The organism is Sphingobacterium sp. SRCM116780, from assembly GCF_021442025.1.
GTDB lineage: Bacteria > Bacteroidota > Bacteroidia > Sphingobacteriales > Sphingobacteriaceae > Sphingobacterium.
Genome location: NZ_CP090446.1, coordinates 1,856,474 through 1,877,959, shown reverse-complemented (window position 1 = coordinate 1,877,959; position 21,486 = coordinate 1,856,474). Strand labels below are relative to the sequence as shown.

At 33.7% G+C, this 21,486-nt stretch carries 17 protein-coding genes and 6 tRNA genes; 7 read left to right on the top strand and 16 right to left on the bottom strand.

The window, feature by feature from the left end; genetic code table 11:
* Positions 1 to 112 precede the first annotated feature (112 nt).
* Entirely contained in the window at positions 113 to 2,392 is a 2,280-nt protein-coding gene (locus tag LZQ00_RS08220; RefSeq protein WP_234514516.1) for a restriction endonuclease, read from the top strand.
* Between the two features lie 358 nt (positions 2,393 to 2,750).
* Here the strand turns inward: LZQ00_RS08220 and LZQ00_RS08215 are convergent, their stop codons facing one another.
* Together LZQ00_RS08215 and LZQ00_RS08210 are read right to left on the bottom strand one after the other, a co-directional pair.
* Positions 2,751 to 4,139 carry a site-specific integrase gene (locus LZQ00_RS08215; protein ID WP_234514515.1) on the bottom strand — a complete coding sequence of 463 codons (1,389 nt, stop codon included), beginning with the start codon at positions 4,137 to 4,139 and terminating at the stop codon, positions 2,751 to 2,753.
* 403 nt (positions 4,140 to 4,542) lie between these two features.
* Positions 4,543 to 4,627, bottom strand: a tRNA-Ser gene (locus LZQ00_RS08210).
* Positions 4,628 to 5,053: 426 nt separating this feature from the next.
* On the opposite strand from LZQ00_RS08210, the gene LZQ00_RS08205 reads away from it, so the two are divergent.
* Positions 5,054 to 5,127 (top strand) — tRNA-Arg (locus tag LZQ00_RS08205).
* Positions 5,128 to 5,181: 54 nt separating this feature from the next.
* On the opposite strand, the gene LZQ00_RS08200 is transcribed toward LZQ00_RS08205, so the two are convergent.
* From LZQ00_RS08200 to LZQ00_RS08180, 5 genes are all read right to left on the bottom strand, one after another.
* Positions 5,182 to 5,733, bottom strand: coding sequence for an NADPH-dependent FMN reductase (locus LZQ00_RS08200; RefSeq protein WP_234514514.1), 552 nt, complete (start codon positions 5,731 to 5,733; stop codon positions 5,182 to 5,184).
* Positions 5,734 to 6,731: 998 nt separating this feature from the next.
* Positions 6,732 to 6,804 (bottom strand) — tRNA-Phe (locus LZQ00_RS08195).
* Between the two features lie 37 nt (positions 6,805 to 6,841).
* A tRNA-Phe gene (locus LZQ00_RS08190) sits at positions 6,842 to 6,917 on the bottom strand.
* Positions 6,918 to 6,954: 37 nt separating this feature from the next.
* A tRNA-Phe gene (locus LZQ00_RS08185) sits at positions 6,955 to 7,030 on the bottom strand.
* Positions 7,031 to 7,067: 37 nt separating this feature from the next.
* Positions 7,068 to 7,143 (bottom strand) — tRNA-Phe (locus tag LZQ00_RS08180).
* A gap of 186 nt (positions 7,144 to 7,329) precedes the next feature.
* On the opposite strand from LZQ00_RS08180, the gene mnmA reads away from it, so the two are divergent.
* Positions 7,330 to 8,421, top strand: coding sequence for a tRNA 2-thiouridine(34) synthase MnmA (gene mnmA / locus LZQ00_RS08175; protein ID WP_234514513.1), 1,092 nt, complete (start codon positions 7,330 to 7,332; stop codon positions 8,419 to 8,421).
* 73 nt (positions 8,422 to 8,494) lie between these two features.
* On the opposite strand, the gene LZQ00_RS08170 is transcribed toward mnmA, so the two are convergent.
* The 3 genes from LZQ00_RS08170 to LZQ00_RS08160 form a co-directional block, all read right to left on the bottom strand.
* Entirely contained in the window at positions 8,495 to 8,935 is a 441-nt protein-coding gene (locus LZQ00_RS08170; RefSeq protein ID WP_234514511.1) for a nuclear transport factor 2 family protein, read from the bottom strand.
* A 235-nt stretch (positions 8,936 to 9,170) separates the two neighbouring features.
* Complete coding sequence (locus LZQ00_RS08165; protein ID WP_234514509.1) at positions 9,171 to 10,490, bottom strand: ABC transporter permease; 1,320 nt, start codon at positions 10,488 to 10,490, stop codon at positions 9,171 to 9,173.
* On the bottom strand, positions 10,483 to 11,424 hold the full coding sequence (locus LZQ00_RS08160) for an ABC transporter ATP-binding protein (protein ID WP_234514507.1): 942 nt from the start codon (positions 11,422 to 11,424) through the stop codon (positions 10,483 to 10,485). The genes LZQ00_RS08165 and LZQ00_RS08160 overlap by 8 nt, the downstream gene beginning before the upstream one ends.
* 137 nt (positions 11,425 to 11,561) lie before the next feature.
* Here LZQ00_RS08160 and yihA point away from each other — a divergent pair, with 137 nt between their 5' ends.
* Together yihA and LZQ00_RS08150 are read left to right on the top strand one after the other, a co-directional pair.
* Positions 11,562 to 12,194, top strand: coding sequence for a ribosome biogenesis GTP-binding protein YihA/YsxC (gene yihA / locus LZQ00_RS08155; protein WP_234514505.1), 633 nt, complete (start codon positions 11,562 to 11,564; stop codon positions 12,192 to 12,194).
* 6 nt (positions 12,195 to 12,200) lie between these two features.
* Complete coding sequence (locus tag LZQ00_RS08150; protein ID WP_234514504.1) at positions 12,201 to 13,052, top strand: UbiA-like polyprenyltransferase; 852 nt, start codon at positions 12,201 to 12,203, stop codon at positions 13,050 to 13,052.
* 168 nt (positions 13,053 to 13,220) lie between these two features.
* Here LZQ00_RS08150 and LZQ00_RS08145 read toward each other — a convergent pair whose 3' ends face one another.
* Together LZQ00_RS08145 and LZQ00_RS08140 are read right to left on the bottom strand one after the other, a co-directional pair.
* Positions 13,221 to 13,982, bottom strand: coding sequence for a murein L,D-transpeptidase catalytic domain family protein (locus LZQ00_RS08145; protein WP_234514502.1), 762 nt, complete (start codon positions 13,980 to 13,982; stop codon positions 13,221 to 13,223).
* Positions 13,983 to 14,063: 81 nt separating this feature from the next.
* Positions 14,064 to 15,113, bottom strand: coding sequence for a L,D-transpeptidase (locus LZQ00_RS08140; RefSeq protein WP_234514500.1), 1,050 nt, complete (start codon positions 15,111 to 15,113; stop codon positions 14,064 to 14,066).
* Positions 15,114 to 15,361: 248 nt separating this feature from the next.
* On the opposite strand from LZQ00_RS08140, the gene LZQ00_RS08135 reads away from it, so the two are divergent.
* Complete coding sequence (locus LZQ00_RS08135; RefSeq protein WP_234514498.1) at positions 15,362 to 16,414, top strand: alpha/beta hydrolase; 1,053 nt, start codon at positions 15,362 to 15,364, stop codon at positions 16,412 to 16,414.
* A gap of 42 nt (positions 16,415 to 16,456) precedes the next feature.
* Here the strand turns inward: LZQ00_RS08135 and LZQ00_RS08130 are convergent, their stop codons facing one another.
* Positions 16,457 to 16,819 (bottom strand): hypothetical protein, encoded by a 363-nt coding sequence (locus LZQ00_RS08130; protein ID WP_234514496.1) that lies wholly within the window; start codon positions 16,817 to 16,819, stop codon positions 16,457 to 16,459.
* Positions 16,801 to 17,445, bottom strand: a complete 645-nt coding sequence (locus LZQ00_RS08125) for a DUF45 domain-containing protein (RefSeq protein ID WP_234514495.1) — start codon at positions 17,443 to 17,445, stop codon at positions 16,801 to 16,803. Before LZQ00_RS08125 ends, LZQ00_RS08130 begins: the two co-directional genes overlap by 19 nt.
* 84 nt (positions 17,446 to 17,529) lie before the next feature.
* On the opposite strand from LZQ00_RS08125, the gene LZQ00_RS08120 reads away from it, so the two are divergent.
* Positions 17,530 to 19,533, top strand: a complete 2,004-nt coding sequence (locus LZQ00_RS08120) for a M13 family metallopeptidase (protein ID WP_234514494.1) — start codon at positions 17,530 to 17,532, stop codon at positions 19,531 to 19,533.
* Positions 19,534 to 19,605: 72 nt separating this feature from the next.
* On the opposite strand, the gene LZQ00_RS08115 is transcribed toward LZQ00_RS08120, so the two are convergent.
* Both LZQ00_RS08115 and truB read right to left on the bottom strand, forming a co-directional pair.
* Positions 19,606 to 20,580, bottom strand: coding sequence for a bifunctional riboflavin kinase/FAD synthetase (locus LZQ00_RS08115; RefSeq protein ID WP_234514493.1), 975 nt, complete (start codon positions 20,578 to 20,580; stop codon positions 19,606 to 19,608).
* A gap of 42 nt (positions 20,581 to 20,622) precedes the next feature.
* A complete protein-coding gene (gene truB / locus LZQ00_RS08110) occupies positions 20,623 to 21,360 on the bottom strand; it encodes a tRNA pseudouridine(55) synthase TruB (RefSeq protein WP_234514492.1) in 738 nt (245 codons plus the stop codon).
* Positions 21,361 to 21,486: the final 126 nt, after the last annotated feature.

The following is a 21,486-nucleotide window of genomic DNA, read 5'->3' as shown; positions in this document are numbered from 1 at the left end:
CCCTTTTATTTCACATTCGAAGAAAAATGGATTTAGTTGGAAAAGCAGTGAAAAAATTTGCTATTATTAAGAGTTAAATTAGTTTTGAATTTTCTATAAAATATAATAACATATGTATCATTTGCATTCTTTGGGCTGGTATGGTTTTCAACAGCTATGCAACTCTATTATTCGAGAAGTATTAGGGCAGACTGCACACATTTTTTCACCTTCAAATGATGAGGGTAAAGATGGAAGTTTTAGAGGTAAATGGAGTCCCTCAGAAAATGAGAACTATACCGGAGCCTTTATTATTCAATGTAAATTTTCTTCCATTCCTGACTCAAAATGCGGTACTGCAGTTTTTAAGGAAGAGATTCAAAAGGTTGAAAAACTTGTTCAAAAGGGAGAATGTGATCTATATATCATTATGACTAACTCTAAGTTATCTGGCCAGACAGAAGGAAAGTTAAAGAAGGCATTTAAGGATAAAGGGGTAAAAGAAGTTTTGATATTCGGTACAGAATGGATTACCCAACAGATTACGGAAAACGCACGATTACGTAAATTAGTACCGAGAGTATACGGGCTAGGGGATTTGTCCCAAATTTTGGATGAGCGTGTCTACGAGCAGGGAAAGGCTTATCTTGATACTTTAAAATTTGAATTAGAAAAGGTTGTGATCACAGGGGCTTACAAAAAGTCTGTTAAAGCTATAGAAGAACAGAATTTTGTTCTACTGATTGGGGAAGCCGCAACAGGTAAGAGTACTATTGCTAGTCTTTTAGCAATGGGTGCATTAGATCATTGGAAAGCTTCGACTTTTATGGTAGGTAGAGCAGAGAAGGTGGTAGAACACTGGAATCCACATGATCCAAATCAATTTTTCTGGATAGATGATGCTTTTGGGAAAACACGTTATGAAGCGCCTTTATGCCACGAGTGGAATATGTGGCTACCTCAAATTTCAGCAATGTTAATGAAGGGAGCAAAAATTGTAATGACCTCGCGCGATTATATATACAATTTAGCAAAGAAAGATCTAAAAAAGAATATGTTTCCTCTATTTAATGAAAGTCAAGTCGTTATCGATGTGAAAGATCTTAAATTAGAAGAGAAGAAACAAATGTTGTATAACCATATGAAAATGGGGAAGCAGCCTATTGCATATAAATCTGCCATTAAACCTTTTCTTGATTCTGTAAGTGAAATGAATATGTTTATTCCGGAAACTGCAAGGAGACTTTCTGACCCATATTTCACGAAAAAACTTAATTTAGGCTCTCAAAGCATTGTAAAATTTGTTTCTACACAGGAGGGTTTTCTATTGGATGTTATAGAAGGGCTGGATAGAAATAGTATCGCAGCTCTGGCATTAATATATATTAATAACGATAATCTTTCTTCACCTTTAGATTTAAATGAAGAGGATTTACATACTATAAAGCAATTAGGAGCAGATGAACATGGTTGTAAACAGGCTCTTACTGCCATGGATGGAAGTATGGTACACAAAGCCTACATATCTGATGAGGTCATATGGAAATATAAGCATCCAACAATTGGTGACGCTTTTGCAAAATATATAGTTAAAGATCTTGAATTACTTAAAATTTTTATAATTGGAAGCCGGGTTGACAAAATGCTAAGCCAGATCACATGTGGTGATATTAAGTTAAAAGGTGCTACCATCGTTCCAAGGTCTTTATTTCCAAACATTATTCAGAAGTTAATGAACTATAAAAAAAGTGAAGATTTTAAATCTGAATCACACGCTAACTTTTATGCTAAGGACCGACTTTTGGTTTTTCTTTCTAACAGGTGTTCAAAACAATTTTTAGAACTTTATATAAGAGAAAATCCAAAGATTTTTGATGTAATTAATCTGGCGAAACATAACTATAGCTATAATCCTGAGCTTGACCTGGCGATAAAGCTATTTGAGTATGGACTTTTACCAGATATAAATAGGCAATTAGTCGCCCAAGAGCTTTTGAGAACTGCCTTTACTGGGAAAAAACTCGACATTTTAGGTTCTGGAAAAGGCCATCAACTTTTGACTGAAAAAGAGAAGACGGAGTTGGAAGCGGGAGTTAAGGAGGTCTTGATACCGAATCTTACAGCCCTACTGCTAGAAGCAAAAAAGGAGTTTAAGGACGGTGAAGATGCTGAATATCATATGAGTGAACTTAAGGATAAATTGTGGCTTCTCGAAAATTATTATGAGGAGACCATGCCTGAAATTGGCATGCTTGTTCAATCACAAATGGAAGAAATAGATGCTTGGATAGAGGATAATAAAATCGAAGAGAGTGATGAAAAGGAGAATTCTCTCTATGAAAATGAAAGTGAGTTAAAGGATGGTATACTAGGTACGAAGGATGTAAGTATTTTTGAAGATGTAGACTTATAATCTGTTCGTGGATTCCTAAACTTTTCTGTCAGAATGTAGGAATTATTTTAATGTATTCCGAAATTGTTGTTTACAGGAACTATAATGTTCGAAAATAATATTGGAATTTGTTATTTTAGCTTTTTGCTGAATCCCCCAATTCGTCAATGCATTCACCAATTCCTCAAGACTTTGGATCTAGCTTTTAGTTTAAAAATGAAATTCTGTGATACGAGGGAACAGGTGGATTTCTGTTACAATTTGCCCACCGTGCCAAAATGGTCTCAATAGCACGAAAACTCCCAAACAACAAATGTAATTTAGGAGTTTTGTGAAATAGACATTCTGACATATCCAAACTAAAAATTTTATTTAAAGATTATTGAGTTAGGAGCATTTCTTTGATAGAGTCAAGTCTTTTTGTAATTGCTCTTAACTCTTCTTGTGGTAGCTCATTTTCATTTTGCATTTGTTGTTGTCTTAACTCAGCGACCTCATGCTCAAGCTTTAGTAATAAATGCATAGGATTTTCATTATTCTGATTGTTGTTATTTTTAGCAAGTTTATCTTTTAACTGTTGCATTTCTATGCCAATTGATTCTTGCTCAGTAATAGCATATTCTTCTGTTTGTTTTACAGAATGATGCCCCATCATTTCCTTGACAATGTGGATAGGCACTCCGTTTTTAAGAGTTACAGTGCTCCCAAATGTTCTTCTCGCTTTATGAGTGTTGAGAGTGCTTGTCAAATTACATAATGTGGCTATTTCTTTAAGATATTCATTCATTTTTTGATTAGATTTTACAGGTAAAACCGCTCCTCTAGTAATACATAAAGGATTATCTTTATATCGCTCCATAATTTCAATTGCCTTAGGTAAAAGTGGAATATCTGTCTTTGAACGTGATTTTTGACGTCTGGACATAATCCATAAACTTCCGTCAATTCCCTCTTTAATATCGCTTGGTTTTAGTTGATATGCATCAATATAAGCCAATCCAGTATAACATTGAAATACAAATATATCTCTAATCACAGATAGTCTTTCAGAGGAAAAGACTTTATTTTCTAGTCGATACAGTTCATTTGTAGATAAAGGTTGTTTGTTGCATTTCATTTTTTTTCCTTTGAAAAGTTTAAAAGGGTCTTTAGGAATGATTTCTTTTGCAACTGCCCTTAATACAATTTTTTTGAAATTGGATATGTATTTCAAAGTTGTATTATTTCCACATTCTCGTACGGTCTTCAAATAAAATTCAAAATCTTTTATAAATTCAAAATTTAGTTCTCTGAATTCTAGATCTTCTCGCTTATATTTAAACTTTATAAATTCCGCTACATGGGATCGTGCAATTTTATATCTTTCATATGTACCCATCGCATATTCCTTGGTTTTGACCAATGCAAGTATTTCCAAATTATGCTCTTGAAATTCCTTTAAAACTTTTATTTTTGAAATGTTATTTCCTTTTACAAAATCAATAAGTCTTTGCGAAGTAATAGTTTGATTATTGTTTATTAGCTCTGTCCTGTAGTTAGAAATTCTAGTATTTATTGATTCTATATAATAATTCAGTGACTTCGCGTCTTCTTTATTTCCGACTGCGCGTCCTGTTTTTTGATTCCAGCGTGTTATATCCCATTTTCTTTTAGTAGAAATGTCTTTGGGAACACCATCAACAGTAATCCTTAGATATAAGACTCTCAAACTCTCTTTTTTCTCAGGTGTTTTCAAAAAAAATATTACACCAAAACTCTTTTCAATCATAACACAATTTTTAAGTTATTAAATATCGAATTATGTTGTATCTAAATCAAGTCGTTAATGATATTTACGTGTTGATTTACAGTTTGTTAAATCTGTTTTTGTGGCAGTTTTTTTGACATTTTCAACTGCCACTAATCTGCCATGAAAATTATGAGTATTTTTAAAAAGTTTGGTTATACTCTTAAAAACAAAAAACCTGTAATTTCTTGAAATTACAGGTTTTTAAAGCCTTTTGACAATTTTGAAAGCTATTAACTTTCTTTTCTTGCAGAGAGGAAGGGATTCGAACTTTTTTCGTTTTTAACCCTGTTAGCGCTGTTTTTCAACTGATCTAAAACCGTTCTGCCACGATTTTGCCACAATCTTATTATACATGCCCCTAACTGCATTTTTTATGTCAATGCGGAGAGCGAGGGATTCGAACCCCCGGACCTGTGACAGTCAACAGTTTTCAAGACTGCCGCATTCGACCACTCTGCCAGCTCTCCGCGACAAAAGTACGAATTTTAGCTTTCCTACCAAATTTATTTTTAAAATAATAATGGATTAACACTGCTTTCATATTAATTCGTTTGGCTGTTAGGATATTATAGTTAATTTAATTGTTATGCTCTTATAATTTCGATGATAACTGATGATAGAATTAACTAAGATTATCATATCCATAAATACTTTTAGAATAGGATGGGGAGTTCAAATTTTTTATAGAAAATACGTTTAATTACATTTATTAAAGGAAAATATTTTGTGAAAACAAAACTTCTCTCATTAAGAATGCACCTTATTTATATTGTATCTTCTGGTATAAATTAATTAGCTTGAAATGCAGGGACTTAATATTCTAGGGTGAAAAAAATACATTTAAGTTTTGTAAATATGGATGATTTAACTACTTTTGCATCACCGAAAGGTATGCGCTCATAGCTCAGCTGGATAGAGCATCGGTTTTCTAAACCGACGGTCTCAGGTTCGAATCCTGATGGGCGTACAAAAAAGCCTCTTTACATTTGTAGAGAGGCTTTTTTGCATTTGATGTTATCGTTTAAATATTCCTTTCGACCCAAGCTTCAAACTTTTCAAGAAAAGTTTTTAGAAAATCTTGCGTGCTTTTATTTATTAATTCTCCCGTTTCATCAAATAAACTTGCGGCATTGCTAATATATGCTTCAGGTTGTTGTAATACGGGCATATTTAAAAAAACAAGAGATTGACGAAGATGATGATTGGCTCCAAAGGCGCCTAATCCTCCTATTGTAGAACTAATAATAGCAGCAGGTTTAGCATCCCATATATTTTTTCCGTATGGTCGTGAAGCTACATCTAGAGCATTTTTAAGAACACCTGGTACAGATCGATTATATTCAGGTGTAACGAAAAGGACGGCATCAAAGGATTGGAGTTCTTCCCGAAAGTTTTTCCATTCTATAGGAACGTCTTTTTCTAGATCTTCATTATATAAAGGTAAGTTACCGATATTTAATAAACCAAAACTTATATTTTTGATCTCTAGTTTTGTTATTGCATGAGCGATTTTTCTATTGAAGGACTCTTTTCTTAAACTTCCAACAATCAGGGCTACTTTAAATGATGTCATAATATATACTCCTTATCTTTAAAGAACAGCGAATCGGTTTTTTTGTTTAGATATTATATGTAGTCAGGTAAATTATAATTAACCTTTTGTATAGCTTATATCTACGATCAGTATTCGTAGATGTGGTTTCTTACTCACACATTTGTACCTTCAGATAGCTAAATCCTTCAGTAATCTTACAATCAAAAGTCCTTAGAAGTCCATGTAAGTCCTTTAAAGTCCTTAGAAGTGCCAACAATGTTCGTTACTTATTCGTATTTACTACGATATATATACAGTTGTGTCTTACCCGACCTGTGATAGTTGTCAGGTCTCCATTCCATATATCTTCAAAAACAAGGCAAGTAAAACTCTTTCTCCAATCAAAGCGTGGTCAAGTCAGTTCTGAAACACTTTCGGAACCAACTTGAACAATAACTGAAACCTACTCAAAAAACAGTTGACCGACAGTTGTTCTAAACTCATCTTACATACGTACTACAAATAGCCATCAAGTTACACACGTATCAACTTAACATGCTTGACCTACAATTTATCTGTGTTGAGCATCTATTATGATGGTTCTTCTCGAGGAAACGCTTTTACAACGCCTAGCATATGCTTTATCCCTGCCTAGTCCCTGCTTTATCTGCGGCTCAGAAGTATGATTTTACAAGAATAATCAGCTTGATTAGTACAATCACGGATTTTAAACTCAGATAAAATCCATTAATGATTGAAGAAGACAGAAGATCTATTGGATGCTCTTCTCTCAGATAGCTATATTTTCTATCAAAAATGAGAAAAAGCGTTAAAGATTATATGACTTATAAAGCTACTTGACTAACGCCTTGCAAGTTTTTTCGAGATATCTGAAATTAGAATAGTACCTCTGTAATGAAATTGTATGTTTAAAAGTACCCTCTCAACAATTCAGAATAGCATCGAATTCGTGAAAATATTAGTTTTTGGAGTATAAAAAAAGAGCTTCAACACATACTGTTGAAGCTCTTTTAAAGTGGTGCCAGCTGGATTCGAACCAGCGACACAAGGATTTTCAGTCCTTTGCTCTACCGACTGAGCTATGGCACCTTCCAAGTTTTTTATTTGAATCTGTTACTTTCAGATCTGGTGGTGCCAGCTGGATTCGAACCAGCGACACAAGGATTTTCAGTCCTTTGCTCTACCGACTGAGCTATGGCACCTTCCAAGTTTTTTATTTAAATCTGTTACTTTCAGATCTGGTGGTGCCAGCTGGATTCGAACCAGCGACACAAGGATTTTCAGTCCTTTGCTCTACCGACTGAGCTATGGCACCTTCCAAGTTTTTTATTTAAATCTGTTACTTTCAGATCTGGTGGTGCCAGCTGGATTCGAACCAGCGACACAAGGATTTTCAGTCCTTTGCTCTACCAACTGAGCTATGGCACCTTTGTTTGCTTTATCGTTTAACTTTAAACGCGTTGCAAATATACCCCGATAATTCGAATTCTAAAATTTTTACCATAAATATTTTAGGTATTTCTTTGAAAGGCTTGATTTTGATAGAGATAAAATTACAAGAAATTAACACGTAAAAATTGGAAATAGCCTATCTTTGCAGTTCAATAAAATAAAATGAGTAAAAGAGGAAGAGTATTGGTTGCTATGAGTGGGGGAGTTGACAGTTCGGTAGCGTCTGTCATGCTTCATGAGCAAGGATATGAAGTTATAGGGATCACGATGAAAACTTGGGACTATGCGTCTTCAGGTGGTTCATCTAAGGAAACCGGCTGTTGTAGTTTGGATAGTATCAATGATGCACGCTCATTGGCAGTTAATTATGGTTTCCCACATTATATATTAGATATCAGAGATGAGTTTGGAGACTTTGTAATTGACAATTTTGTTGATGAATATATTGCTGGCCGAACGCCTAATCCATGTGTATTGTGTAATACGCACATTAAATGGGAAGCTTTAATCAAACGTGCGAACAAATTAGACTGTGAGTTTATTGCAACGGGTCACTACGCTAATATTCGTCTTCATGACAATGACCGTTATGTGATTTCAAAAGGTAAAGATGAGAATAAAGACCAATCTTATGTACTTTGGGGAGTTTCTCAGGAAAATTTAGCGCGTACACAATTTCCATTGGGCTCTTTTACGAAGAAGGAAATTCGTCAAATGGCTTTAGATATGGGTCAGGTTGAATTGGCAAATAAATCAGAAAGTTATGAGATTTGCTTTGTTCCTGATAACGATTACCGTTCTTTTTTGAGACATAAGGTACCAACCTTAGATCAACAAATTGGTAAAGGAAATTTTATTTTAACTGATGGAACAGTTGTAGGACAACATATTGGATATCCATATTTTACGATAGGACAACGCAAGGGATTGGGTATTGCATTAGGTAAACCGATGTTTGTGGTGGAGATATTACCTGAAAGCAATACAGTAGTACTAGGAGAAGAACATGAACTGGAAAAGTCATTTGCTTATGTTAGAAATGTGAATCTAGTCAAATATGCTTCTTTAGAAGAACCTATGGAAGCAATTTCCAAGGTTCGTTATAAAGATGCTGGATGTCTATCAACAATTTCACAAGAAGATGATAAAGTTCGAATAGACTTTGTTCATAATGTGAAAGGAATTGCCCCAGGTCAATCTGCAGTTTTCTACGAAGGTAATGATTTAATTGGTGGTGGATTTTTAATGAAATAGCATTATTCTCACGATAATAGAAAAGGTCTTGAAATTTGTTTTTTTAAGACCTTTTCTATTTTATTTTGGCTTTTTAGTTGTAGGAAACTATAATCTGATTTATTTTCCATTCTTTATTTTCATTACAAATTGTCACATATTCTACCCTTGTGAAATTTTCATATTTCATTAATACTTTTGCGATGAAACAGTTTGTATTTTCTTCAACGACTGTGTAGGATATTTTACAGTTTTGTTTTTGACCTTTGTTTGCTTTCAAGAATTTTATAATGTCTGTTCTTGCGTATGTTAATGCTTTAGCATTGGATGACATGGTCTGTTTGAAGTCGTTGGAAAATAAGTTTTGTAGATTTTCTACATTTCCTAGCGATATAATTTCAACATAATTATCGAGGACAGCAGTTGCTGTTAGATTTTCAGGAAATTTATCTTTAGCAAAGCTGGATGTCGTGAGTGCAACTAGGATGCCTACTAATAATAGTACGACAAAGATGGAGGTGAAAGAGTTTTTCATGGTTTTAAGATTTAGTTTTACTTTTTTTTGTAATTGATTGATTCAAAGGTATTCATGATTTGGATATAACCAGATAGAAATAAGGTGAATCACCAAGTAAACTCGGTTAATAGGGGAGTATTTTCGGTGAGTGGTAGTCCCCGAGTTATGAAAGTCGGTAAGTATATTTGTTCTAAACATAAACAGCTCTTTATCTACTAGATAAAGAGCTGTTTACATGTTGGTGTATATTAAATTAATATTTCATCCACTTTATAATTTCTTTGAAATTTGCTTTTTTACCATAAATCAAAATACCAACACGATATATTTTAGCTGCTAACCAGGTAACCAATAAAAAAGTTATAATCAATAAGAAAAGGGAAACAACGATTTGCCAGGTTGGAACACCAAAGGGAATACGAACGAGCATGGCAATTGGTGAAGTGAAGGGAATAAAACTTAACCATGTTGCTATAGGACCATTCGGATCATTGATAATCACACCAAAGGATAATACATATGTCAATAACAAAGGCATAGTAATCGGCATGGTAAATTGATTAGCTTCTGTTTCACTATCTACAGCCGAACCCACAGCAGCAAAAATAGCGCTATACAAAAGGTATCCCGCCAAAAAGAATAGAAAAAAACAAATGGCAATTTCAAGAAAATTAACAGATTGTAGATTCTGTATAACCCCTAATCCAGTATCTTGATGTAAAGATGGGTTCACATTACTCATCCTAGAAGGTATGGATTGTTGTGTAGTAACTTCTTTTAAATCGTTATCGTTCATGAACAGGCTACTTGCCAGCACTGTTAATCCTCCTGTCAGTAAAATCCAAAGTAAGAATTGTGTAAGCCCTACCATCCCAATCCCAATAATTTTTCCCATCATTAACTGAAAGGGTTTTACGGATGAGATGATGACTTCAATAATTCGATTACTCTTTTCCTCAATAACCCCCCGCATCACTTGTACACCATATAAAAAAAGAGATAAGTAGACTAAAATAGCCAAACCAACTCCAATTCCCATAGCGATACCCGTATTGCTATTTTTCTCTTCTCCATCATCAGTAAGTTCCTTGGCAGAGACATTTATTTTAGGTTGAATAGATTTTAACAATTCGCTGTTGATGCCAAGGTTTTTATATTCCTTTAACCGGATGATTTCTTCCATTTGTTTTGCAATGGCATCTTGAATTGTAATATTTGATTTATCGGCTGAAATTAATTCGATAGCAGATTTTTCATATATATTTTTGGGTATAACCAGAATTGAACTGTTTTGCTCATCATCTTTGATTTTTACTTTTAACTTATCCAAGGTTTGATCACTTACTGTAAATGTAATATTGGGATCGTTTTTCAGTTGCCCAGCATAACTTCCTTCCTGATCAAGGATATATATATGCGCATGAGCATCTTTAAAACTTTTCTTTGTTAGGTAAAAAATACCACCATATAAAGCGATAAAAAACAAAGGAACCAAAAATGTCATTAATAAAAAGGATTTCTTTTTTACCCGCGAAAAGTATTCACGCTTAATGATTAATAATATTTTATGCATGGTTGATTTCTTTAGTTGAATTATTTGATAGAGTCACTTGTTCGATGAAAATATCATTGATAGAAGGAACGATTTCTAATATTTGATGTATCTCTCCTAATGGGAGTAACTGTTGGATAACTTGATTGATGCTACTATTGTTATTTAATTTGATATTCAGAGTCGTTTTGTCGTCGCTCTTTTCTTGACTAATGATATGATATAGTTCATTATCCACTAGGACTTTTCCATCTAAAATGGATTGTAATTCGATCTTATACGTTTGATTTCTGTAGGTATTTTTAATATCTCGAATATTCCCATCTAGTATTTTTTTTGAACGATTAATCAATGCAATATAATCACACAATTCTTCTACCGATTCCATTCTATGCGTAGAGAAAATAATAGTAGTTCCTTTTTTATTCAGTTTGATAATTTCATCTTTAATGATATTAGCATTGACAGGATCGAATCCTGAAAAAGGTTCATCCAAGATGATTAGATCGGGTTCGTGTAAAACTGTAGCAATAAATTGAACCTTCTGTTGCATTCCTTTACTTAAATCTTCTACTTTTTTATCCCACCAGGTTTGCATTTCTAGTTTTTCAAACCATTCTTTGATTCTTTTTGTTGCTTCATTTTTAGATAAACCCTTAAGCTGTGCTAAGTAAAGCATTTGTTCACCTATTTTCATCTTTTTGTAGAGCCCTCTTTCTTCAGGAAGATAGCCTATGCGTTCTATATGTTGTGGAGATAAGGGTTGTCCATCGAATAAGATTTCACCCGAATCAGGCCCCGTTATTTGATTAATAATTCGGATTAAAGATGTTTTTCCAGCACCGTTAGGACCTAATAAGCCAAATATTTTACCCTTAGGTATACTCAATGATACATGATCTAAGGCTCTGTGATTAGCGTAGTCTTTGACGACATTTTTGATTTCTAAAAACATGTTTTATTTAGTTAGTTTTAATAATTAGTAATCAATAGCAACGAAATGTTACAATAAAACAAATTGCCGTTGCTTTTATAAATGTAGCAATAGGAGTTGAGTTTGTCAAAAGGATAGTTTTATAGTACCTTTGCAACATGCAAATTAAAAAAGCCGAATTCATCTGTAGTAATACACGAGTTGATAAATTGCCTGCAGGTACACTACCAGAGTATGCTTTTATTGGTCGTTCCAATGTCGGGAAATCATCCTTAATCAATGCGATGGTTCATAAGAAAGGTTTAGCTAAAACTTCGCAAAAACCTGGAAAGACGCAACTTATCAATCACTTTATTATCAACGATGAGTGGTTTCTAGTCGATTTACCTGGTTATGGATTTGCCAAAACTTCAAAAGCAAATCGAGAAGCATGGGAGAAGTTCATCCGTCGATATTTAACACATCGCGATAATTTGCAATGTATATTTGTACTGATTGATAGTCGACATGAACCTCAAAAAATAGATTTAGAATTTTGTTGTTGGCTAGGAGAGAATGGCTTGCCATTTATGTTAGTCTTCACCAAAGCAGACAAACAATCCGCAGTTAAATCAGATGTCAATATGGCGAAATTTAAAAAAGCCCTTTCTGAATGGTTTGAAGAAATTCCTCAGTGTTTCTTAACTTCTGCAGAAGTAAAATCTGGTTGCGATGCGATATTGGATACTATTGCTGATATCAATACACGATTTGTTTTACCTGAAATAGATCCTTCTCCAGATTTTGAGTAATATCGTATGAAAAAATATTTATCCTTGGTTTTGTTTGCGCATAGCATTTTTGCTTTGCCTTTTGCTATCATTGGTTTTTTCTTGGCTATTCATACAACCAACCACGTGTTCGATTGGAAGTTATTGATCTTGATGCTTGTTTGTATGGTTACCGCAAGGAATGCAGCAATGGCTTTTAATCGCTATTTGGATCGTGATATTGACGCTATTAACCCCCGAACAACGATGCGTGACATTCCTGCAGGTCGAATTACGGCTAAAGGCGCTTTGCTTTTCACCATATTCAATTGTTTCGTGTTTGTCGTTGCAACTTATTTTATAAATAGCCTATGTTTTATGCTTTCACCTATTGCTTTATTTGTCGTGCTCTTTTATTCTTATACCAAGCGGATAACGGCGTTATGTCATTTAGTATTGGGGTTGGGGTTAGGGTTAGCACCAATAGGTGCTTATTTAGTTGTAACCGGGCAATTTCATATTGTGCCCATATGGTATGGCCTAGCAGTATTATGTTGGGTAAGTGGATTTGATATTATTTATGCATTGCAAGACGAAGAATTCGACCGTGAAAATGGATTGAATTCCATTCCTGCTTGGCTAGGAGCAAAGGGAGCATTGCGGGTTTCAGAAGTGCTGCATGTACTCTCTTTTATATTTGTATTACTACCCGCTTTTTATATGCATGTAGGTTGGTTTTATTATATCGGAGTTTTATTTTATGCAAGTTTGCTTATTTATCAGCATCGTATTGTAAGCCCCAAAGATTTGAGTCGAGTTGATCGTGCTTTTATGACCACGAATGGAGTAGCATCTGTTATCTTTGCAGTTTTCTATTTATTAGATATTATTACGCAATAAAGGGGGCTTGAAATCAAATTTATACTTATCATAATAATAAAAGCCAAATTAATGTTGAATTAATTTGGCTTTTATTTATTTAAAGAAACTGTTATTGCCACTTCAAAATTGATATATTAAATTAGTATGTGGAAATAACAATATTCTCTAGTTAAGCTAGATCACTACTTAGTTTATAGTACCTAATCTGTCCGCACCCATATCGTCTTGATAATGAGCCATCAGCTCGTTATGATGATTAAGTACGGTCGACTTCGCTAAGTATTCTTTGTTATCAGCATAAATAAAGAGGAGTGATCCATCTTTAATCGTATTGATAATTGGCCTGCTTAATTCTCTTGGCAATGCCGGACAGCCATAACTACGACCTAGTCGCCCCAAGATATCCACTACATTTAGACTACAGTAATCAGCACCATGTATAACAACCGCTCTAGCTTTAGCTTGATCATTAAAACCTTTCTCTAATCCATTCAATACCAAAGAATATCCGTTTTCACCTTGATAAGTGTTTTCGGTAACGTAAAACCCTAATGAACTTTGGAATGATTCCGGTCTATTTGAGAAAGAAGTAGCGTAATTATCACCACTATTTTTACCATGTGAAACGAGTGAATGAAATAACACCTTCTCGTTTTTAAGATCCAATACGACTAGTCTTTTTTCTGTTGATGCTAATGTAAAATCAATAATTGTTATTATATCCTTATTCTTAGCAGGAAGTAGTCGATAGCCTTCCATCGCTTCTTTGAATGCTTTGTAATTGACAACATTCGACAGATTCATATTTTCGTATAACGAGTCAACCTTCGATATTTTTTTTGTAATTGTAATTTGCTTTTCATGGTTTTCTGTGCTTGGTAAACTATCTGATTTAGAAAAGATAGATAAATTTAAACCCATAAAAAAAATGAACAGTAATTTTCCCATAATTAATCCTTTTTCGTTTTTCAAGTACAAACTTAAGAATTAAAGATAGTAAAAAATTGGAAACCAATATGTTAATTATTGTTAATCAATAATTATGACTAAAGTCTGAAAGTCTTTTGACCTTTTATAAACAAACTGAGCATGTGATGACGCGTTTCTGACACACATATGAGACCGAGGTATCGTACCCAAAGTTGAACTATATTCCACGATACTTCCCTTAGGATTATTGACAGGAACGCCGTGTATATAGGCACCAGCAGTGAATCGACTTGCAAAAGGAGCATAGCCCTCGTAAGTCTTCGTACCATCCTTATAATAGAACATTTTAGACTTATGCTCTTGAATAACATACATCCCAGTGGGGGTTTCTTGTGCATGTGGAGGCTTGTGCCTGCCTGTTGTAGAAGGGTTCATGCTACGAACTACCCATCCTTTTTCTGTACGATCTAATGTGCAAATATTTTGATTTGTAACATCGACAACGATAACTTTATCAAATATCACTGAATCACCAATGGTTTTTAAATATTTCTTAGGAACTTCCCAAACCCCATTAAAGGAGACACCTTCAACTTTTACGGGTTCCAATGTATCACTACTTTGTAACTTGACCAACCACCCATCTTTTCCGTAGATTGTCGGTAATTTTGTTTCCCCATCACTGTACAAGGGTGCAGCTTGGTACCGTTCAGTTCCTAAAGAATCTGTAACACGTTTGTATACATCTCTTTTAAAATTAGAGATCGTGGGTGCTTCTCCATTTGAATTTTGATAATTTTGTAAAACACCATAGACCGATTTACCATCTTGGAAATTCTCAACAAAGGCTAACCTTTCTTTAATTTTATCCCATTGAAAATGACGAACTGTATCTTTGTAGGGATAAGTATCTTCAAGTGTGTATTTGTCATACTGAAGATCTTTTGAAATTTCGATATCCTCTGCCTTTTTTGGTTTGGATTTCTCTATTTCTATTTCTTTCTTTTTTATTTCTGCTAATGAGTCTGCAGTATGTTTCGTTTTATTGTCTTGTCTATTATTTTTTGATTGTCCATCTTGACAAGAAATAAATAAAGCAGAGACTAATATACTATATAGTAAAATAGAGGTAATATGCGAATACTTCATAAAATATGGCTCATTGTTATTGAGTGTTTCGAATGAATCGAGTTTTCCGAAAAGTTTAAAATCTTAAATATGTACTTTTCTGGAATAATTGATTACCAAACATAGTGCCGAGATTTTACCTTATAGTCATATTGGAATAAAACGAAATTGCTATAAATCCAATTAAATAATTTATATATTGAATTTAACAGAACAATTTTAGAATAATGACGTTTTAACACTATTTTAGAATAAAATTTTTAAGTCATATGAATTTACACTTGCGTTATTTATTTTTAGTAATTTTTATTTCTTCATGCGGAATTATGCATAATGTACCTAGTTCCCAAACACCTAATTCATTTGTAAAGCCAAATATTGTAAATTCATTCGTTGACCAAAATGGTAATTTTTATCCAGATAACTGGCGTAAAAATTATGGAAATCCACCTCGCAATGGAAAAAAGGATGAATATTCTTTAATGAAGATAGCGACTGAGCGTGGAATTACCGATAAGCTTACCGGTTTTGAAGGTAATAAACTAAAGGAGCTCAAAGAAAAAGTGAAATCAAAGAAACGTGTTTTTATTTTAGTTCATGGATTTAATGCCGCCAATGCACAAGTGAATGAGAGTTACAGTTATATTCAAAAGTTAATTAAAACAAATACGCAAGATGATGAGATTATCCGTTTTTATTGGGATGGATTATCGACTTCTAATCCTTTTGGAGGTGCTAAAGTCTGGTTTACTGCCACTTCATTTAGTCAAATGGCTGGTGAGTTTGGTTTGCGCAGAATCCTAAATGCTATTTCGAACAAAGATGTTTATATCATTTCACATAGTCGAGGAGCCTCCGTTGTTCTGAGTGCATTAAGTACACCCCCTTTCAATGAAAAATTTGCACAGGAAACAAAAGAAATTCATAATGTAGATGTGGATGGTTCCAAAACACTATTGGAAAATGGGAATAGAATCACCTGTATTATGCTTGCTCCAGCTGTAGGTTTAGTTGATTTTAAATCAAAAGACCTGCATAATGGCGATGATTCTTTTCGTTCTTTTAGCCCTCAAGTAAAAAAGATACATATCACCATCAATAACACGGATAATACACTGAAGAAATTTGTTGGATTTCTTTCTGATAAATTAAATCCAACGGATCTGGGTTATAGAGACAATGTATACAATGAATTAATAAAGCATTATGACTTTTTTGAAAAAACTGATTTTTCAGGGATGAAAAGTCATGAGTTTAATCGTTATATCCGGAATTCAAAGTTTAAAACAATGTTAAAAGAGAATTCTATTTCGTTGAAATAACTGGACTATTTTTTTGATTTTTATTATCGAATTGAGTTTCTATTAATTATCCATATCCCAGTTCATAAAACTACCTACAGCTTCAAATTGATCATTTACATAGGTGAAGTTTAAGTCAATATAGTCTGATTTACAGGAATTAATGTCGCTACAACAAAACTGTCTGTTTATATTAAAGGTAAGTCTAAATCTTCCTTTGGTTTTCAAATTGTCCATATCAAATATAGAGACAAAGAGATCTCCAACTTGAGGAGCCCCATCTTTATCTGTTAAACTATCAAAAACAGTATCTTGAATTTGCTTCATATCATCTAGCGACATCTTTGTCAAGAGGATTTGATGATTTTGCTCTATTTCCTGCAATTCAATGTTACTTATATTTATTTTTAATCTGATTGTTGACATGATTGAAGTGTATATGCAATTTGATCTTGAATGATTTGTGCTGTAGGAAAATACTGATGTATACTTTCAGAAGTAAATCTAAATAAATCTGCAATAGCTTTAAATATGAGATATTTCATTTCAGAAATTGATAAATTCATTATTTTAGAATGAAAAGTAATCGTTTTTTTGGACTGATTAATAGCATAGAGATTTTTGCTAAGAGATTTTAAAGCAATACTTTCAAGCAACACGTCCAATTTTTCTTCCCAATAAGCAACAACATCCAATAATTGATTCATGGCAAATTGTTTTTGCCATAGGACTAATTGTGTCCGATAATTACTATTCTTTTTACAATAAATGGTAACGGTTTTATTTTTCAGTATTACTTTGTTTGATGGTTGGTTCTTAATAATCTTTATCAGATAATTTTGTTGAAAAATACAGATAGGTTCATCCGCGTAAACTATTTCCTCAGATATGAGGGTATTTATCTTGTTGTTCTTGACAAATTGTTCTACAGTCGTCAGATTAAAATTAGCGGAAGTATATAGGATAGGAGGATCTTGATGATTATCAATTCGAATACTTTTTGTATCCGTCATTACGATTTGATATTTTTTTCCAGCTATTTCTACGATCATATGGAATTTAACAATATTGTTATGCAAACATAATACTAACTTTTACTAAGTTTGTCATTAAATTAAAACAAAATAAACTATAATATGAAAAAACATGCAGTCCTAGCTGCTTTAATGATGTGTGGAGGAGCGATTTTTGCACAAGAAAAACCAGCAATAAATCCAGCATTTATGGATAAAAGTGTACGTCCTCAAGATGACTTTTATAATTTTGTAAATGGTCAATGGATGAAAACAGTAACCATACCTTCTGATAGAGCTAGATGGGGCTCTTTCGATGAACTTCGTGAAAATACAGATATTGCTACTTTAAAAGTTTTAAAAGAGTCATTAGGCAAAACTTTTGAAAAAGGTTCAGATGGTCAAAAAATTGGTGATTTATATCAATCCTATATTAATTTTGATAAACGTGATCAATTAGGTATAAGTCCTATTAAACCTTATTTAGATAAGATAGATGCGATTAAGAATTTTAAAGGACTATATCATTACTTAGTTGAAGTAACGCCAATAGGAGGCAATCCTTTTTTTGGAGCGTATGTACATGCACATTTAAAAAATAGCAATCTCAATACGGTTTATCTAGGAGCAGCAAGTCTTGGTTTAGGTCGTTCTTATTATCAAGTCGTAGATACTAAAAATACAGAGACATTAGGAGATTATTCAAACTTCATTTCTTCATTATACAGTAAAGTAGGCCAGAAAACACGCGATTTAAAAGGTCCTAAAATTGTAGAATTTGAAAAGCAATTAGCTAAAAATTTAAAAACGGTAGAACAATCTCGTGACGCAGAGAAGCGCTATAACCCAGTAGCAGTTTCTGACTTGAAGAAATTGGTTAAGAATTTTGACATCGCACAATATTTGAAGGATGTAGGATTTCAAGCAGATACAGTAATTATTTCGGAATTAGCATATTACCAAAATCTAGATCAAGTTTTGAAACCAGAGAATTTGGAAACAATTAAAGATGTTTTAAAATTCAATGTGATGAATGATGCAGCAGCATATTTGACAAAAGATCTTGATCAACTTAATTTTGATTTTTGGGATAAAAAACTCAAAGGTCAAAAGGAGCAACGTGATTTAGAAAAAAGAGGTGTTGAATTTGTGAATAGTATTGCTGGAGAGCTTTTAGGTAAGTTATATGTGAAAGAAAATTTTCCTCCAGAAGCGAAAGCACAAGCGGAAGAATTGGTTGGCTATTTGATCAGATCGTTTGAACAACATATCAATGGTTTGAAATGGATGTCAGCTGAGACTAAAGTGAAAGCTTTGGAAAAATTGTCAAAGTTCAATGTGAAAATTGGTTATCCTGACAAATGGAAAGACTATTCAGATTTGACTGTAGGAACTTCTTTATTTGAAAATGTACTCAATGCACGTCAATGGGGTTTTAAAGAAAATTTAGCAAAACAAGGAAAACCTGTTGATAAAAGCGAGTGGGGAATGACTCCTCAAACGGTTAATGCTTATTATAATCCATTGTTTAACGAGATTGTTTTTCCTGCAGCTATTTTGCAACCCCCATTCTATGATTATAAAGCAGATGCTGCTGTTAATTTTGGTGGTATTGGAGCAGTCATTGGACATGAGTTGTCACATGGATTTGATGATCAAGGGGCTAAATATGATGGAAAAGGAAACTTGAATAATTGGTGGACTGCAGATGATAAAAGAAAGTTTGAAGCTTCTACAGATGCCCTAGTAAAACAATTCGAAGCTTATGAACCAGTTCCAGGGGTCAAAGTAAATGGTCGTTTCACCTTAGGTGAGAATATTGGAGATCTAGGTGGTTCTTCTGTTGCTTTTGATGCCATGAAAATGTACTTAAAAGATAAAGGAAATCCAGGATTAATTGACGGATTTACACAAGAACAACGTTTCTTCTTATCTTGGGCTACTATCTGGAGAGCAAAAACAACAGATGAAGCTGTTGTCAATCAAGTAAAAACAGATCCACATTCTCCTGCTCAGTATCGCGCATTTGCACCAATCATCAATTTAGATGGTTTTCATGACGCTTTCGAAACGAAGGAAGGTGATAAGTTGTTTGTACCTAAAAACAGTAGAATTGTAATTTGGTAATTATACTGGATTCCCTATAAAAAGATAAAGGCTAGCTCATTGAGCTAGCCTTTATCTTTTTAATCTTATTTTTTAGAAAAGTAAAGATCTAATTTGTTTTTCGTCCTCCAGAATTTGTTCTTTCATTTCCTGTAGTGAATCAAATCTTTCATCGTGACGTATAAAGTGTAAAAATTTCACACGTAATGTTTTGCCATATATCTCTTCATTGAAGTCGAATAAGCTAATTTCAATGCTTCTGTTCATTCCATCTACTGTTGGACGCGTACCAATGTATCCCATTCCTTTAGCGACCTTAAATGGTGGATTTTCGACATATTCACCCGTTGTAATATTTTGAAGGTGATCAAAGATATGTACCTCAACAGCATAGATACCATAGGCCGGGATCAGCTTGTGGTGTTCATGAACTTGCAAATTTGCCGTTGGAAATCCAATCGTACGTCCAATTTGGTCTCCTCTTATGACCGTTCCTGTCAATTCAAAAGGATAACCTAGATAAAGATTAGCGGTATAAATATCACCCGTTATCAATGCTAGTCTGATCCGCGTTGAAGAAACCGCTACATCATTGATATCTTGCTCTGGTATCTGTTCTACAGAGTAATCAAATATGTCGGCAAATTGTTGTAAATCTTTTAAAGTTCCTTTTCTATCTTTTCCAAAATGATGATCGTATCCGATAACAATCTTTTTAGTTCCTAATTTCCCAACCAGAACATTGCTGATATATTCTTCTGGAGTTTGATTAGAAAAATCTCTAGAAAACGGTGTGATAATTAAATGATCAATATCTAATTCAGCAAGCCTGCTGACCTTCTCATCAATATCATTGATGAGACGCAAACTGTCATCATCTGGATTGATAATAAGTCTCGGATGAGGATAGAAGGTTAGTAATACCGTTTCACCGTTTATTTTTTTAGCACATTCTTTTAGATGAGTTAATATTTTTTGATGGCCAATATGAACACCGTCAAATGTGCCAATTGTAACAACAGCATTGTCCAATGCCTTAAAATCATCTAAACTTCTATAAATTTTCATTTACTGGAATATTTGCGACAAATTAACGAAAAAAAACAAATTTTATACTTGATTTTCTGCTACGCTAATTTCTTTGTGAGCCTTTATTTTGTGGATTAATTCTTCCAGATTCCAAGCATTTTCTACTTGGTAATCTCCGCTTTTGGTTCTTCTCAATGAACTCAGATGTCCTCCACTTTGGAGTGCCTGTCCAAAATCATATGCGAGAGAACGGATGTAGGTTCCTTTACTACAAGATACCCTAAAATGAACAACTGGCATTTCTATTTTTTCAATAGTAAAGCTATTAATACTTACATGACGAGTTTTCAATTCTACCGTTTCACCACGACGTGCCTTTTCATACACACGTTCGCCATTTATTTTTATAGCCGAATGAGCAGGGGGGTATTGGTCTATTTCTCCTTCAAAGCTTTTAGCAGCTGCGTAAATCATTTCTTCCGTAATGTGATCCGTCGGAAAGATTTCATCAACTGCAGTTTCTAGATCGTAAGAAGGCGTTGTTCCACCTAAAGTAATTGTCCCGATATATTCTTTATCTTCTGCTTGGTAGCTGTCAATTTTTTTTGTGAATTTACCCGTACAGACGATCAGCAATCCAGTTGCTAATGGATCTAATGTACCCGCATGTCCAACTTTTATTTTTAGCGGTTTGATGGAATTGCGAATTTTTCCAACTACATCAAAACTTGTCCAAGTTAGCGGTTTATCTATCAACAACATTTGTCCTTCTGCAAAAGAGAAAGGTTGTTCTCTTTGATCTTTTTCTTTGTTTTCCATTAATTCATTCAACTTCACTAGATCACTGATGTTAATTTTTCTTTGTAGTATAATCTGCTAACAAGACAAAATCAAGCGATTTTATTGCGTTGTACAAAGGTAGTAATAATTTTTACGATAGGTTGC

What these genes read in the sequence shown, in the direction of transcription:
- LZQ00_RS08220 (WP_234514516.1), top strand. Translation starts at nt 113, where the DNA reads ATGTATCATTTGCATTCTTTGGGCTGGTATGGTTTTCAACAGCTATGC.
- LZQ00_RS08215 (WP_234514515.1), bottom strand. Translation starts at nt 4,139, where the DNA reads ATGATTGAAAAGAGTTTTGGTGTAATATTTTTTTTGAAAACACCTGAG.
- LZQ00_RS08200 (WP_234514514.1), bottom strand. Translation starts at nt 5,733, where the DNA reads ATGACATCATTTAAAGTAGCCCTGATTGTTGGAAGTTTAAGAAAAGAG.
- mnmA (WP_234514513.1), top strand. Translation starts at nt 7,330, where the DNA reads ATGAGTAAAAGAGGAAGAGTATTGGTTGCTATGAGTGGGGGAGTTGAC.
- LZQ00_RS08170 (WP_234514511.1), bottom strand. Translation starts at nt 8,935, where the DNA reads ATGAAAAACTCTTTCACCTCCATCTTTGTCGTACTATTATTAGTAGGC.
- LZQ00_RS08165 (WP_234514509.1), bottom strand. Translation starts at nt 10,490, where the DNA reads ATGCATAAAATATTATTAATCATTAAGCGTGAATACTTTTCGCGGGTA.
- LZQ00_RS08160 (WP_234514507.1), bottom strand. Translation starts at nt 11,424, where the DNA reads ATGTTTTTAGAAATCAAAAATGTCGTCAAAGACTACGCTAATCACAGA.
- yihA (WP_234514505.1), top strand. Translation starts at nt 11,562, where the DNA reads ATGCAAATTAAAAAAGCCGAATTCATCTGTAGTAATACACGAGTTGAT.
- LZQ00_RS08150 (WP_234514504.1), top strand. Translation starts at nt 12,201, where the DNA reads ATGAAAAAATATTTATCCTTGGTTTTGTTTGCGCATAGCATTTTTGCT.
- LZQ00_RS08145 (WP_234514502.1), bottom strand. Translation starts at nt 13,982, where the DNA reads ATGGGAAAATTACTGTTCATTTTTTTTATGGGTTTAAATTTATCTATC.
- LZQ00_RS08140 (WP_234514500.1), bottom strand. Translation starts at nt 15,113, where the DNA reads ATGAAGTATTCGCATATTACCTCTATTTTACTATATAGTATATTAGTC.
- LZQ00_RS08135 (WP_234514498.1), top strand. Translation starts at nt 15,362, where the DNA reads ATGAATTTACACTTGCGTTATTTATTTTTAGTAATTTTTATTTCTTCA.
- LZQ00_RS08130 (WP_234514496.1), bottom strand. Translation starts at nt 16,819, where the DNA reads ATGTCAACAATCAGATTAAAAATAAATATAAGTAACATTGAATTGCAG.
- LZQ00_RS08125 (WP_234514495.1), bottom strand. Translation starts at nt 17,445, where the DNA reads ATGATCGTAGAAATAGCTGGAAAAAAATATCAAATCGTAATGACGGAT.
- LZQ00_RS08120 (WP_234514494.1), top strand. Translation starts at nt 17,530, where the DNA reads ATGAAAAAACATGCAGTCCTAGCTGCTTTAATGATGTGTGGAGGAGCG.
- LZQ00_RS08115 (WP_234514493.1), bottom strand. Translation starts at nt 20,580, where the DNA reads ATGAAAATTTATAGAAGTTTAGATGATTTTAAGGCATTGGACAATGCT.
- truB (WP_234514492.1), bottom strand. Translation starts at nt 21,360, where the DNA reads ATGGAAAACAAAGAAAAAGATCAAAGAGAACAACCTTTCTCTTTTGCA.